The 15,522-nt window shown below is 51.6% G+C and carries 9 protein-coding genes; 8 read left to right on the top strand and 1 reads right to left on the bottom strand.

Going from position 1 to position 15,522, the window contains the following annotated elements; genetic code table 11:
• Positions 1-6: 6 nt before the first annotated feature.
• On the bottom strand, positions 7-8,169 hold the full coding sequence (locus BN6465_RS01420; protein ID WP_066730994.1) for a cadherin-like beta sandwich domain-containing protein: 8,163 nt from the start codon (positions 8,167-8,169) through the stop codon (positions 7-9).
• Between the two features lie 276 nt (positions 8,170-8,445).
• Between BN6465_RS01420 and BN6465_RS01415 the strand changes: the two genes are divergently transcribed.
• The 8 genes from BN6465_RS01415 to BN6465_RS01380 all read left to right on the top strand — a co-directional run bounded on the left by BN6465_RS01415 (position 8,446) and on the right by BN6465_RS01380 (position 15,493).
• Positions 8,446-9,183, top strand: a complete 738-nt coding sequence (locus BN6465_RS01415) for a LytR/AlgR family response regulator transcription factor (RefSeq protein WP_066730992.1) — start codon at positions 8,446-8,448, stop codon at positions 9,181-9,183.
• Between the two features lie 2 nt (positions 9,184-9,185).
• Positions 9,186-10,472 carry a sensor histidine kinase gene (locus tag BN6465_RS01410; RefSeq protein WP_066730990.1) on the top strand — a complete coding sequence of 429 codons (1,287 nt, stop codon included), beginning with the start codon at positions 9,186-9,188 and terminating at the stop codon, positions 10,470-10,472.
• 94 nt (positions 10,473-10,566) lie between these two features.
• The gene (locus BN6465_RS01405; RefSeq protein WP_066730986.1) at positions 10,567-11,118 is read left to right on the top strand and encodes a nucleotidyl transferase family protein; all 552 of its coding nucleotides are present in this window, start codon (positions 10,567-10,569) and stop codon (positions 11,116-11,118) included.
• Between the two features lie 43 nt (positions 11,119-11,161).
• Positions 11,162-12,436, top strand: coding sequence for a 5-bromo-4-chloroindolyl phosphate hydrolysis family protein (locus BN6465_RS01400; protein ID WP_066730984.1), 1,275 nt, complete (start codon positions 11,162-11,164; stop codon positions 12,434-12,436).
• Positions 12,437-12,450: 14 nt separating this feature from the next.
• Positions 12,451-13,602 (top strand): toxic anion resistance protein, encoded by a 1,152-nt coding sequence (locus BN6465_RS01395; protein WP_066730982.1) that lies wholly within the window; start codon positions 12,451-12,453, stop codon positions 13,600-13,602.
• A 3-nt stretch (positions 13,603-13,605) separates the two neighbouring features.
• On the top strand, positions 13,606-14,094 hold the full coding sequence (locus BN6465_RS01390) for a GNAT family N-acetyltransferase (RefSeq protein WP_330384713.1): 489 nt from the start codon (positions 13,606-13,608) through the stop codon (positions 14,092-14,094).
• A gap of 16 nt (positions 14,095-14,110) precedes the next feature.
• The gene (locus BN6465_RS01385) at positions 14,111-14,701 is read left to right on the top strand and encodes an HD domain-containing protein (protein WP_066730980.1); all 591 of its coding nucleotides are present in this window, start codon (positions 14,111-14,113) and stop codon (positions 14,699-14,701) included.
• A 186-nt stretch (positions 14,702-14,887) separates the two neighbouring features.
• Positions 14,888-15,493, top strand: a complete 606-nt coding sequence (locus tag BN6465_RS01380; protein WP_066730978.1) for a sugar O-acetyltransferase — start codon at positions 14,888-14,890, stop codon at positions 15,491-15,493.
• The last annotated feature ends 29 nt before the right edge of the window (positions 15,494-15,522 follow it).

Genomic DNA, 15,522 nt, shown 5'->3' with positions numbered 1-15,522 from the left:
TAAATGTTACCAATATCTTTTTCGTTTGAGACACAGTGCTGAGACAATGGCTGCTGAGAGCAGCAGGAGTGTCCATGGGGTATTTGTATCCCCGGTAGGAGCTGCCGCTCCGGGACGTTTATTGTTTTTGCCGGCTGTGTTCTTATCGCCGTTGCCCTTGTCGCCGTCATTGTTATCATCGATGACGGGTTTATCGGTCACTGTGACGTTAGCCGTGCCGCTCACGCCGGCGTTGGCCGTTGAGGTGGCTCTGACGGTCAGGGTCTTAGCTGTCTCGTTTGCGGCGATGGTGAGGAGGCCTGTGTCGGAAAGGGAAGTGCCGTCGGTATGGCTGCCTTCCAGAGTCCAAGTCACGGTCTGTGCCGGGTTATTACTTCCGATAACAGTGGCCGCAAATTGTTGGGTATCGCCTTTCTCTATCTGAACCTCGGCCGGGAGTATGGTTACACCGGTGACAACAGGTTCAGGTGAGCTGGCGATTGTAAAGCTGATGCTGTACTCTTTCGTTGTAGTGCCGTCTTCTGCCGTCACAGTGAGAGTGGCTGTGACGCTGCCCTCGGAGAGGGTGACTCCCGCATTGGAGGTTATGGACGCACCGCTGTGATTGACCGTTCCGTTCAGGGTAATGACGGCTTCGGGTGAGGTGCCGTAAGGCAGCTCTATCTGATACTGTACCGTGTCGGCCGTAAATCCGGGAACGTCCGTTGTCTGGCCGTCTATGGTGTAGCTCAGAGCGGAGAGCGCAGCATCGTCGCTCAGTACGATTTTTTTAGCTATAATATTACCGTTGTCAAATGTCAGTGTCTGGTCGTCCGCACCTGCTCCTGTGAGAGCAAGCTTTGTCAGATCATCCGCGGTACCTGTGGCAATCGTGCCGCCGGGATAGTTCTCAGGGAGTACCACGTATACGCTGCCGTCGTCTCCGGTGAGCTGCGGGGAAATGGTGAAGCTGTCTATGCCGTTCGTTATATCACCGCCGTTGACTACAATACCTGTGCCGCTTGCTCCAATCTTAGCCCCAACGCCCACTGTGAGGGCCTTCGCTCCGTTCGTACTGCTGTTTTCACCGCCGCCAAAGACGTTGCCGATGATGGCGCCGCCGGTGATGGTGATATTGGTTCCGTTGCTTACAGAGCCTCTATAGCCGCCGCCATAAATGTCGCAGTTGACTGTGCCGCCTGTGACGGTGACCTTAGTTTGGCCGTTTATGGTGCCACTTTCGCTGCCTCCATAGATATAGTCGACCGTGCCTCCGCTTAGGGTAATATTGGTTTCCGTGTCTATAGTGTCTTGATGTCCGCCGCCGAAAACGAAATCGCGTACTGTACCACCATTTATGACGATATCAGTTTTGTTATTGACACTGACCGTCGAATCGTACCTTCCGCCGTAGATTCTGGCGACGGAGCCGCCGTTCATGGTGATTACGGTGTTGGCGGTAGTAACGTTGTGTCCGAAGATTTTGTATTCGGAGAGCTTATAACCGTTTTCCGCAGTGCCGATTGCATTGCTTACTTCAAAGAGCGTGTAAGCGGAAAATTCTGTGGAGCCTGCAGGCCGGTAGTAGACCTTCGTCTTGCTGTCGTCCTCCCCTTTTTCTAATAGGATATCATTGCCGTTGGCAAGAATATTCAAGTAGAACACGGTTGGAGTGACAGCATTGGAGTCGGCAAGGCGGATACTCTTGTCGATGTGGTAAGCCAGCGTCAAGCCTGCTGTGTTGCCAGTAAGAGCAAGCTTGGACAGGTCGGATGGCGATGCGTTGGTTGTAATTGCAGTTCCTGCTTCTGCGTCCGCAGGCGGTACCACATACACCTTAGCATTGTTCGTGAGCGGCGCTTCGATGGTAAATTCTTTCACGCCGTTCAGAACAGGGGCTGCGGTGACCGTTGTGCTGTTGAGGATGATGCCGTTGCCGCCGGCATCTCCGATTTGGGCATTACCGCTTACGGTAACTGTGGCAGTATTGACTTTGCTGTTTTTAGTGCTGCTATAGACGCTGCCCTTTACCGTGCCGCTTATGGAAACGGTGACAGAACCTGCATCGGAGGATTGACCGCTGCCGTAGACATTGCCTGTTACTGTGCCGCCGCTTACGGTGACCATGGCGTCGATGACATTGGTGCCGGTGTAACCATTGCTGCCACCGTAGATGGTGCCTACTGTGCCGTCCGTGACGGTAACAACCGCATTGCTAACGGAGCTGTATATGCCGCCGCCGTAGACAGTGTCGGAGACTTCGCCGCCGTTTACGGTGACGTAAGCCGTACCATTGACCGGACTGTCAAGAACTCTGCCGCCGCCATAGACACTATCCTTTACGATACCACCATTGACGGTGACGTTGGTGTTGCCGTTAACGGTACCTTTGCTGCCGCCCCCATAGATACTGTCGCACACTGTGCCCCCATGGATGATAATGCTGGTTCCGGCATCCCCGGTGACATCCGCATTGGAGCCTCCACCGTAAAGTGTATTTACGGTACCGCCATTCATGGTGATTTTGGTGTTAACGCTGTTTATTAACCAGCCACCGCCGAAGATGGCATAATCTTTGAGGTCATAACCCGCTTCTGTGCTGCCGATGGCCTTGGGAATTTCGTAGATTTGGTAAGCATCTCCATCCGCAGAATCTATGGGACGGTAGTAGACCTTTGTGGTACCGGCAGTTGTTCCCTCTTCCAGCTTGAGGTCGGTGCCGTTTGCATAGAGATTCTTGCCCACTATCGTGGGGGTAATGACGTCATTAGCGGCAAGAATGATGTTGCCGTCCTCCAACGTCATTTTCAAGTTCACAGCGTTGTTGCCCAGCAGGCCAAGCTTTGTAAGGTCACTCTCTGATGCGCCGGAGGCGATGACCTTGCCTGCTCCCACATTATTAGGTACTACAATGGATACATAGGCGGTATCACTAAGCGGCCCGTCGATGACAAACTGATTCACGCCGTCGGCGCAGCCGGAGCCGTTGAGCTTGATGCCGTGGTTATAGCCGTCGCTGTCAATGCCGCCGATTTTGGCGTCGCCGCCGATGGTGAGTGCTCCCGGATTGTCGGGAGCGCCCGAAGAGCCGCCGTAAACGTTGCCTACAACCGTGCCGCCGGTGATGTCGACGGAGATAGTGCCGTCGATTTTGTAGCCACCTTGGACGTCCCTTTTTATCGTACCACCGGTGATGTTGACGGAGACGTCGCCGGTGAGAGGACTATATTGGCTACTACCAAAAACATTGCTGTTTATCGTGCCGCCCTCTATCGAAACAGTGGAACTCCCGTTTGTTTTTTGGAGACCACCGCCACAGAGTTGGTTCACCGTGCCGCCGGTCATAGTAATCTTGGTGTCGCCGGTCAGCTCCGTGTCCCCATTGCCGCCGAAGATGCTGTAGCCTGAGAGGTCGTAACCGTCATAATAACTGCCTGTAGCACCGGCTACCTTAAAGAGGACATAATCATTCTCAGAACCCATAGGACGGTAGTACAGCTTTGTCTTGTCCGGGTCTGCCCCCTCCACCAATTTGAGCTCGGCACCGTTGGCATAGATATCTTTGTTGTTCAAGCCGCCTACCGTTGGAGTGACGGCGTAGGAGGATATCAGCTTGATATTGCCGTCTGCGTCTGCCGCCAGTTGCTTGTCCATTTTGCCTGCGCCTGTCAGGGAGAGCTTGGCCAGATTGGCTTCCGCTGCGCCGCTTGTGTCACTGGCAATGACGATACCTGCCGCAATGTTCTCGGGCAGTACGAGGTATATGCTGCCGTCGTCTCCGGTGAGCTGCGAGGAAATGGTGAAGCTGTCCACGCCGTTTTTGATTTCGCCTGTGCCAGAGTTGCCGTTTAGGAAGATGCCTGCGCCGTTATTGTTTCCCACCTTGGCAGAGCTGCCCACGGCGACGGTTCTTGTGCCGGTAACGCTACCTTCCTTTCCGCCGCCGTAAACATTGGTTACCGCGCCGCCCGTGAGGGTGACCGTGGTATCACCGTCTACCGTTTTCTCAAAGCCACCGCCGTAGATGGTATTGACCGTGCCGCCCTCCATGGTGACTTGGGTCTTGCCTATCGGGTCGGAATCGTTATTGCTGCCGCCGCCGTAGACTGTCCAGCCAGAGAGGTCGTAGCCGTTGTCCAAGGAACCGTCTGCACCGGTTATCGCAAGCAGGGTATAAGCCTCCGTGTCAGCGTCCATGGGCCGGTAGAATACCTTGGTATGGCCGTCAACCACGCCTGCCGTCAACTTGAGGTCCAGTCCGTTGGCGTAGATGGCCTTTGGATTATTGTTACTATCCACCGTGGGTGTTACGATGGAGGAAGTGAGCTTGAGGACATCTCCGTCCTGTATAAGCTTTTTATCCGCTGCGCCGCCGCCAATCAGAGTAAGCTTGGCGAGGGAAGCCTCCAGCACATTTGCATCGCCGGTGGCAATGACGGCATCTTCTGCAATATCCTCAGGCAGAGAGACATAGACGCAGCCGTCGTCTCCGGTGAGAGGACTTTCAATCGAAAAGCTGTCTGCGCCGGTTTGAATCCTATCGCTCTTGATGTTGATACCAAAGGATGCGCCGAAATCCGTCACACCGCCAATCTGAGCGTTTCTACCAATGGTGATGCTGTCGCCGGCCGCCGTGACGCTTTTGGTCACGACACCTCCGGTGATGTGGATAGCGGCGCTTTCTGTAGCGCTGCCACCGCCGCCGTAGACATTGGTGACCGTGCCGCCCGTAATATGAAGGGTGGTGTTGTCAATCGTGCCTTTGGAGTAACAGTTGCCGTAAAGACTGGCAACCGAAGCGCTGTCTGCGACGGTTACCTTAACGCCGCCTGTGATGGTGTTAGAGCCGGTATTGCTGCCGTAACCGCCGCCGTAAAGGCTGCCGGTAATCTTGCCGCCATTGACGGTAATCTCGATGCCGCCTGAGATGGTGGATGCGCCGAAGCCGCCGCCATAGAGGCTGTTTATTTGACCGTCATTGACGGCAATCTCGATGCTTCCGATGGTGTCGTCGGTTCCGCCGCCTCGGATTGTCTTTACCTCGCCGCCTGAGACGGTGATGGAGACTTTCCCTGAGACGGTGGTTTTTTTTGTGCTCCCGCCGCCATAGATGTTCGTTATCTTGCCGTTCTTCATCTGAATATTGGTTGCTCCGACTGTGCCGCCTGAAAGACCGTTGCCGTGATTGCCGCCATTGAGGGTACTCACATTGGCTGTGCCGTCTGTCGGAGCGTTTGCATCGATGATGACATTTGTAGAACCGTTGACGTCGGAGAAGGCTCCGCCGCCGAAGACGGACTGTAACGTGCCGCCTGTGACGGTGACATGGGTATCGCCTGTGACCGCAGCGTCGTAGTTAAAGCCGTAACCGCCGCCGTAGACAGTGTCCGTGACCTTGCCGCCTGTAATGGTCACATAAGTATCACCATCTATCTTTTTCCCGTTGCTTCCGCCGTAGATTGCCTCTACCTTGCCGCCCTCCATGGTGACCTTAGTATTCCCTGTGACGGCTGCCATGCCGCCGCCGTAGAGGTATTTGACTTTTCCACCGTTCATGGTGATAGTGGTATCGCCTGAAAGGTCGGCGTCTTTGCTTCCGCCGTAAACCATGTAGGAGGAGAGGTCGTATCCTGTTTCTGTATTACCTGTGGCTCCACTTACGTCTAAGAGATAGTAAGGTGTATGCTCTTCAGACCCCGCCGGGCGGAAGGAGACGATGGTTTTGGTGTCATCCTCGCCCTGTTCCAGTAAGAGTTCCGTACCGTTGGCGTATATATTTTTGCCCTCTACATCGGGGACTATGCCCCGCGGGTCGAAGACCGTGATGCTGTTTTCGTCTGCGTTAAACTGCGTGGCTAACTTTCCGGCGCCGTTTCCGGTCAGGAAAAGGTGGGTTTCATCACCTTGGCGTGCTCCGGTAGCAATGACCGTATCCTTGACAAAGTCTGAGGGCAGAACAACGAATATTTTACTGTCGTTCGTAAGCGGTGTATCTGGTGCAAAGGTGAAGTTGTCCACGCCGTTTTTGATATCGACGCCGTTTAGACAGATGCCCATGAGATTGTCACCAATCTTAGCGCTGCCGCCGACTGTGACGGTGCTTGAACCCGTGCCCGTGCCGGCTTTAGAAGCAGAGTCGCCGCCGCCGAAGAGATTGCCTTTGATGCTTCCGCCTGTGACGGTGACCTTGGCGCTGCCTGTGACTTTGCCGTCAGTGCCGTTTAAGCTGCCGCCGCCGAAGACGTTCGTATTTATCGTACCGCCCGTTATCGCAACCGTCGTCCCGTTTTCGCCCGTGACATCGCCTCTGTATCCGCCACCGTATACACTGCCCGTGACCGTGCCGCCGGTTACCGTGACCTCGGTCTCAGACACGGAGCCTTGGAATTCATATCCGCCGCCGTAGATACTTCCGTCTACGGTACCGCCTTCATTGTCGATGCGTACCGTGGCAATATCCTGAACAGAGGAGAAGCGGCCGCCGCCGTAGACGCTGCCGTGGACGGTGCTGCCGCCTGTTACGACAACTTGCGTGTTTTTGGTGACCTTGTTGTTTCCAGATCCGCCGCCATAGACATTTTGGGCGACGGTACTGCCACCTGTTATAGTCACATTTGTGCTGCCTTCAAGGATGCCGCCGTTGCCGCCGCCGTAGACGTCTCCGGAGACGGTGCTGCCGCCGGCTATGGTGACACCGGTGTCGCCGGTGAGACTGCCGCCGTCAGTATTGCTGCCGTAGACGCTCCCGCCGACGGTACTACCGCCGGCTATGGTGATGTTTGTGTTACCGGAAAGAGTCCCCCTTTTTGAGCCGCCTATGATTGTACCGCCTATCTTACTGTTCTCGACGGTAATATTAGTGCCGCCTTTGACGTTATTGGCGCCGATATTTGCACAGATGGCTCCGTTAACTGTAGCATCTTTAATCGTGATATCGATGCCGCCCGTGACGCTATTGCTACTGTTGCCGCTGACATCCTCTATAACTGTGCCGCCGGTGATGTTGATTTCGATGCGGGTAATCGTTACGGGGGTGGTGGATGTTTTACAACCTTGGATGGAATTGACCGTGCCGCCCTCCATATTAATTTTTATCGAATCGCCTGTGGAAGAAGCCTCCTTACTGTCGCCACAGATTGAAATATTAGAGAGGTTATAACCCGTCTCCGGGCTACCTCCCGGGATATAAGAGGGGTAATAGGGTGAGTAATCAGCGCCGGAACCCAGTCTCCGGTAGAAGATATGGGTGTACCCCTCTTTTTCCGTACTTGCTACCAGTTTGAGTTCAAGACCTTCGGCGTAAATCGCGGTCGTATTGTTAGGATGACCGGCGGAACTGCCGCTGCGTCCGTCTTCTGTAGGGATTAAGCCCGCCCTGCCGGTGGCGGCTCGATTGTTGCCCCTAGTCTCGCTGAGCTCATTGTTCGCCGCCGAGGTGTCTTCAAGGGTGGCTGTATCGTCGGTGGTATTTGCTTCCTTCTCGTTGCCGTCAGGGTCTCCTGCATTAGGTGCAGGCTCGCTCCATTGTGCATACAGGGTATCCACACCGGCAGGAACACTGTCCGCCGCCGCGTAGGCTTCGCCGCTTCCGTCTGCCGATGTATTCCAACCATAGAAGTCGTCCGTTATAGAACCCGGCTTGTCCGGCGCAGTAAAAGCCGCCCCTGCCCCGGCTGCCAGAAGCAGGTTCTCACTGCCGTGGAAGCTCTTCCCGTTTAAGTGAAGCGTCACCGTCCGCAGAGATACGCCGCCTGCAGGCTTCAGCAGTGGAGTGAGGCCGTCTCCGGTATCAGAGGCCTGCAGCTTATACGCCGCGCCTCCGTAGGTGTAGTCCTTGCCGCCAATCAGACCGGCGCTTTCCAACTCACTCTGTCCGGCGCCTCCCGTGACGGCTTTCGCTGCTGTGAATTGCGGGTAAGTTCCGCCCTCGCCATTATCAGCATGCGCCGTATAGGTAAAGGGCACATAGTTGAGCGCGGCATCAGGCAAAGAGCCACTGACCGTACCGGGCAAGCCTGCCCCGGATAAGTCAAAGTAATAAGTACCGCCCTCCGTCAGAGCAGAAGCCCCCTCACTGGCCAACACTGTAAGCGGCATCTGGGCCAACGCCATCATACATGACATCAACAATGCCGCCACACGCCGCAGAGAGCGCAGCTTTCGTTTGTTTCGTGCAATCATTTTACACATTTTCATTCCTCCTAATCCTTCTATACTTTTATTAACCGTTCATGGAGTACAGTTTGACTCCAAGCACAGTTTTTTGATACAATGAGCGCATAGTGACGAACGCAAGTTCCGAAGCGGTGTTCGTCGCGGAAGATTAAACCATGCTCTTCGACGCTAAAGTTGTGCTAATATTATAATGAAAAACACTCAGTTTGAGGGGGTCATCACTTAATTGACACCCCACATCACTTAATTGACACAAAATCAAGAACGTGTGAGAAAAGAGGAGGAAAAGCGGTGGTACAGATTGCAATCTGTGATGATGAAGTGAAGGAATTAGAGCATACATATATGCTGGTGGAAAGGTATCGGGAGAATCACCCGGAACTGGATATCTCGGTGAGGAAATTTCAGTCTAGCTATGATTTACTGGAGGCCATCGATGCCAGAGGGCGGTTTGACATTTATATCTTGGATATTCTTATGCCCATTGCGAACGGGATTGAGGTCGGGGTTAATATCCGGCAGAAGGACGGCGCCGCTATTCTTATCTATCTGACTTCGTCGCCGGATTATGCGGTGGAATCCTACGGGGTGGAGGCGCAGGGATATCTCCTGAAACCGCCTGACGGACAGAAGATATCTCAGGCTCTGAACAGGGCGGTTACCCGTCTGGATGCAGAGGACAGAAGGAGACTTGTGATTCAGATGCCGGGGGGCAGCGTGGGGGCTGTGCCCTATTGCAATCTGCTCTATGTGGAATATGCGCGGCACAGGCTCATGGCTCATCGGACGGACGGGGAGATTGTGGAGAGCATCTATCAGAGGGACTCCTTTGAACAGCTTGCCGCACCACTTATTGCGGACGGCCGGTTTGTCAAAATCTCTGCCTCTCATATCGTCAATATGCAGCATGTCAGCGGCGTCAGTTCTCGGCAGTTCAGACTGAAGAATGACGAGACGCTGCCTTTATCCCGTACCTACGCAGGAGCGAGACAGACTTACATGGATTACTTATTGGAGAGGGGAATATAAGGATGGAGTTTACCTATTATTTTTTCCGGCTCGTGGGCCTTGTCATGGCGATGTTTATCTGTTATGCTCTGACAGACCGCCGATATTCTGCCCGTACGACAATTCTCTGGTTTGTGGTGGGAACGGGCGTCTTTGCTCTCTCGAACTGGGGGATATGGTTCTTTGCCGGAAAGGAGCTGTTCGCCCGGGTATATCCGCTGACTATGAACTTTACCTGCTTTCTCTTTCTTCTGTTCTTCTCCCGGCAGAGGTGGGCCGCCGTGGCTTTCAACGTGCTGACGGCGATTCAACTCTGTGCGCTCATCGGTATCCCCGGACGTTTCTGTGCGGGATTTTTCACGGGGAATGAGGCAGTTATCGTGGAACTGACGGTGCGTGTCCTGATAGGCGTACCTCTGATATATTTGGTCTACCGTTATTTCCGCCCGGCGTATATGGCGGTTCTGAACTCGCTGAGATTTGGGTGGGTAATGTTGTGTGTGATTCCCTTATCTTTTTATACAATTTTCTATATTTTATTTATGAAGAATACTGCGGTGAATCCGACGCAGAACTTACTGGTGACGGCGCTGGCACTTGTGATTACAGCGGCCGCCTACGGGATGATATTCATCTTCTTCAGGGAATATATTCAGAGAACAAGGCTTCAGGAAGAGCGGCAGATGTTGAAGCTACAGGCGCAGGCGCTGGAGCGTCAGTGTGACGCTATCCGGCGCAGCGAGGAGCAGATGAAAATCTATCGTCATGATATGCGTCACTATATAGGCAATGCGGTGGAGCTGCTCCGGGAGGGCAATACAGAGGAGGCACTGCAGGTGCTGGGTGATTTCAATGAACGCAGCAAAGGGACAAAGCTTCCTAATTATTGCCAGAATCCCACGGTAAATGCAATTTTAACTTTATATTTGCAGCAGGCTGAAGAGGCGGGGATTGAAGTGGAGGCAAATTGCAGCGTGCCGGAGGCGCTTCCTGTGGAAGCGGCGGAGCTTGCGATGGTGCTTGCCAATGCGATAGAGAATGCCGTCAACGCCTGCAAGAAGCTGCCAGAGAAGGCGGAGAAGAAGATTATCGTGAGGGTGCTTACGTCGCCGAATCTTGTTCTGGAGGTGGCCAACACTTACGATGGAGACGTGCAGCTCGACGAGCAGGGAATGCCGGTGGCAAGGGAACAGGGCCACGGAATTGGAACGAGGAGTATTATGGTTTTTGTGGATAAGTACGATGGGGTTTTGAACTATAAGGCAGGCAAGAGCATGTTCCGGCTCCGGCTGTTAGTCAGTCCGACTTAATGGATTTGGGAATTTGATTTTATCATATAAGAAAAGTATTTTAAAATAAGCAAATATGAAGTATAATAATGCAGGAAGAGAGGAGAAGACATATATGGTTGATATAGGGGTTGTATACGGAAGATTTCAGGTGCTGCACCTGAAACACATGGAATATATTCTGGCAGCAAAAATGAGGTGCAAAAAATTATATATAGGAATTGTCTTTCAAGATGATATGCGGGCTGCAGAGGAGGATAACCTGAATTACCGGACGAAGAGAAGTGCGAACCCGCTCACGTATCTGGAGAGATATGAGATGATCCGAGACGCGCTTTTAGACTTCAAAGTACCGAGAGAGGACTTTGATATTGTTCCTTTTCCGCTGGAGAGGCCGGAATATCTTTGGCAGTATGTGCCGAAGGACGCCACTTATTTCTTGAGTATCTGTGACGAATGGACAGAAAAAAATCAAAAGATATTTGAGAGCAGAGGTTTTAAGACGGAAGTGCTTTGGAAAAGAGCGCCCGAAGAGAAGGGCACGACGGGCACACAGATCCGGCAGAGGATTCTCGCCGCAGAAAAGTGGAGCGATTTGGTTCCTAAAACAGTCTATGAATATGTAATTGAACACGGAATCGATAATCGGATTAAATTTACCAAATAGAGCGACTGCAGATAGGAGTATCTGCTGATACCAGGAGGCAGCTATGGCTAACAGGGATTGGGAAAGGTTCGGGGAAGAAATCAGGCGCACCGTGCAGAATGCAGTGGATTCTCAGGACTTTGAGAGATTGAATCAGACGATAACAAACACGATTAACAGGGCTGTGGACGGTGCGGCTCAGGGGATGAAAAATGTCGGTGATGTGATGGGCAGAGCCGGTAGATACGGTTATCATGGTGATGACCGGGCAGGCATGACAGGACGAAATAAATTCAGGGATGAAGAACGGAAACGTGGAGCGTATGGACAGACGGAGGAGCGTTTTGGATATCAGCCACAGGTTCCTATGCTTTACGGCAAGACCACATCCTCCAAAGTGGCGGCGGTTATTATGGCGGCGGTGGGCTACAGTCTTGGTGCCTGTTCCTTTATTCTTTTTATTATATTTATGATTACCGGTTTTACTGTGAACGATTTTGGATTGGGTTTTCAGATTCTCGTCGTGGTTTTCGGGATACTGACGGCAGGGTTCGGCATTACCGCAGGGATAGGTACTTCTATGCTGGGCAGGCTGAAGCGGTTCCGGGCTTATCTTCAGACGCTGGCGGGAAAGGATTACTGCAATATAAAAGAACTGGCACAGAATATAAGAAAATCGCCCCAGTTTGTCGTGAAAGATGTGGAGCGTATGATAGCAAAAGGCTGGTTCAGGCAAGGGCATCTTGACCGCCAGCAGACTTGCCTGATAACAAGCCACCAGACATATAAGCAGTACGTCCAGATGATGGAACAGGCTGAACAGAGCAGACAGGAAGAAGAGCGCCTCAGAAAACAGAGGGAGGCGGACAGAGCCAAAACGCAGCAGGAATATGCGGATATGCCGGAGGAGGTACAGCGGATCATCCGGGAGGGAGATGCGTATATTCAAAAGATTCATCAGTGCAATGATGCGATTCCTGGGGAAGAGATTTCCGCTAAGATATCACGCATGGAAACACTGGTAGACCGGATTTTTGACCGGGTAGAGCAGAATCCTGAGACCGTATCGGACATACGGAGGCTCATGGAATATTACCTGCCGACAACGGTCAAACTTCTCGAGGCGTACGAGGATTTGGATGCACAGCCTGTGCAGGGAGAGAATATTCTTTCATCAAAAAAAGAGATTGAAGGGACATTGGATACTCTGAACATGGCTTTTGAAAAGCTTTTAGATGATTTGTTCCAAGATACGGCATGGGATGTTGCGTCGGATATTTCGGTATTACATACGATGCTGGCTCAAGAGGGACTTACAGGAAATGATTTTGAAAAATAAAAAGGAGGAACGGGATGAGTAACGAATTTGAAGAGTTTGCATCGGCGCCGGAGCTTACGCTGGAACCAGAGCTTACACTGGAGCCTTTTAAGGAAGAGCCGCAGCCGCCCGCAGCTGTAGAAGCGCAGGAAGCCGTCTTTGATGACAATATACTGTCGGCGGAAGAAAGAAAAATGGTGGATGATTTTGCGGGAAAGATTGATTTAACTAACTCAGCAGTGATTCTTCAGTATGGAGCAGGGACACAGAAAAAAATGGCTGATTTTTCTGAGACAGCGCTGGAGAATGTCAAGACAAAGGATTTGGGTGAAGTCGGCGACCTGCTTTCCGGAGTGGTAAAAGAATTGAGGAACTTCGACGAGGAAGAAGAGAAGGGGTTCTTTGGCATCTTTAAGAAGACATCTAATAAGATTAATGCCATGAAAGCGAAATATGCGAAGGCGGAGACAAATATTAATCAGATCTGTAAGGTTCTGGAGTCTCATCAGGTTCAGCTTTTGAAAGATATCGCTATTTTGGACAAGATGTATGAATTGAACTTGACTTATTTTAAAGAATTGTCCATGTACATTTTGGCAGGCAAGAAAAAACTGTCCGAGATAAGGGCCACTAAGCTGAGAGAACTTACGGACAAGGCGCAGAGGACAGGGCTTGCCGAAGACGCGCAGGCTGCCAGAGATTTAGATTCCATGTGCAGCCGCTTTGAGAAGAAGATACATGATCTGGAGCTGACCAGAATGATTTCCATCCAGACGGCTCCCCAGATTCGTCTAGTTCAGGGAAATGACACTCTGATGGTGGAAAAGATACAGTCCACGATTGTCAATACAATTCCTCTTTGGAAGAGCCAGATGGTGCTGGCGCTTGGGGTGGAACATTCTTCTCAGGCAGCCGCGGCACAGCGGGAAGTGACGGATATGACCAACGAGCTTCTAAGGAAGAATGCAGAGAAGTTGAAAGTGGCAACAGTGGAGACGGCAAAAGAATCTGAGCGTGGAATTGTGGATATGGAGACCTTGAAGGTGACCAATGAGTCCTTGATCAGCACACTGGATGAGGTGATGCATATTCAGCAGGAGGGACGCCAGAAGCGCCGCGAGGCAGAGCAGGAAATGCTGCGTCTTGAAAATGAACTAAAAGGAAAATTATTGCAGATACAGGGATAAAAGATGATGTTGAATATAAGATTAGCTACAATGGAAGATTTGGAACAAGTGACGGCTGTGGAAGCCGCCTGCTTTCCGCCTGCGGAGGCGGCGCCTAAAAGCGAGTTCGAAAACAGGTTGAAAGTGTACCCAAACCATTTTTGGGTGCTGGAAAAAGAGGGGAAGATTATCGGATTTATTAACGGTATGGTCACCGATGAGAGGACAATACGGGATGAAATGTTCGAGAATGCACTCCTTCACAATGAAGAGGGGGCGTGGCAGACCATTTTTGGAGTCAATACCCTTCCAGAATACCGGCGGCAAGGATATGCGGCCAAAGTTATGGAGAGAGTGATTGCGGACGCCAAGGTACAAGGACGGAAGGGCTGCATTTTGACATGCAAAGATAAGCTTCTTCACTATTATGAGAAGTTTGGCTATCAAAGTCTGGGAATATCAGAATCGGTGCATGGAGGCGCCGTCTGGTATGATATGTATTTGGAATTTTGAAGGAGGTAGTTACATAATGGATAGTAAGCTGACCCGGGAGGAAGCTTTGGAATTACTGAGAAAATACAATAAGGAAGAATTTCATATCCAGCATGCCTTGACGGTGGAAGGTGTGATGCGCTGGTATGCCAGAGAGCTTGGATATGGAAGTGATGGGGATTACTGGGCTGTCACCGGGCTTCTGCATGATATTGATTTTGAACGATACCCCGAGGAACATTGCCAGAAGGCCCCCGAGCTTCTGCGGGCGGCCGGTGTGGGAGACGATATGATTCGCTCCATATGCTCCCATGGCTATGGAATCTGCTCAGATATTGAACCACAGCATGAGATGGAAAAAGTTCTTTTTGCGGCGGACGAGCTGACAGGGCTTATCGGGGCAGCGGCTCTTATGCGTCCGTCCAAGAGTGTGATGGACATGGAAGTGTCCAGTGTAAAGAAAAAGTTTAAAGACAAACGGTTTGCGGCAGGATGTTCCAGAGACGTCATCCGTCAAGGGGCGGAGAACCTTGGATGGGAGCTGAGCGAACTGTTTGAAAAAACGATATATGCCATGCGTTCCTGTGAGGAAAGCATTCAGGAGGAGCTGAAAAAGCTTTTTCCTTAAATAGAAAATTCCTCATTTGTTCATGGTATTATCTGACGGTGAGTGCGGCCGGTGTCTTTCTCAGAAGGACATCGGCCGTTTTGAGCCTCAAATCCAGTTTCACTGCACAATTTTGAACATATTGCGAAGGCCTGCATTCCTGTGATATGATAGCATTAAATGACGAAGAAAATAGGAGAGATAGAAATGGGTGAAGAAGAAAAAATATTTGCCGGCCGCTTGTTTGACAATCGGGCGCCGGAGCTGAAGAACATCAAACATAAGGCTCATGTGCTTTGCCAGAAATATAATACCATGGATGAGTATGACGGGGGACGTCTTCCACTGATAAAGGAGTTTATCGGAGGAATCGGGGAAAAATATTATTTTCAAGGACCGATCCAATTTAATTACGGATCGCATACATATATTGGTGATAATTTCTTCGCGAATTTTAATTTGACAGTCATGGATGACGCGCGAATCTATATAGGCGATAACGTAATGTTCGGGCCAAATGTGTCATTGATGGCTACGAACCACCCGCTGATAGCAGAGGAACGGACGGCTATGCAGTATCCGGACGGCCATGTGTCGATGTCGGAGTTCGCGGAGGAGATTCATATTGGTCACAATGTGTGGATTGCGGCCAATGTGGTGGTGACTGGAGGAGTACATATCGGGGATGGGGCAGTTATCGGGGCCGGCAGTGTAGTGACAAAAGACATTCCGGCTGGATATGTAGCTTTCGGAGTTCCCTGCAGGCCTGTCAGGAAGATAACCGAACAAGATTCTAAAAAACATTTACTTTGAAACCAGCAGTGGCGGCAAAGGTTGCCGTC

It is taken from the genome of Bariatricus massiliensis, from assembly GCF_900086725.1.
GTDB lineage: Bacteria > Bacillota > Clostridia > Lachnospirales > Lachnospiraceae > Allocoprococcus > Allocoprococcus massiliensis.
Note: the sequence above shows the minus strand (reverse complement) of the source record. Positions and strands in the feature narration are given on the sequence as shown.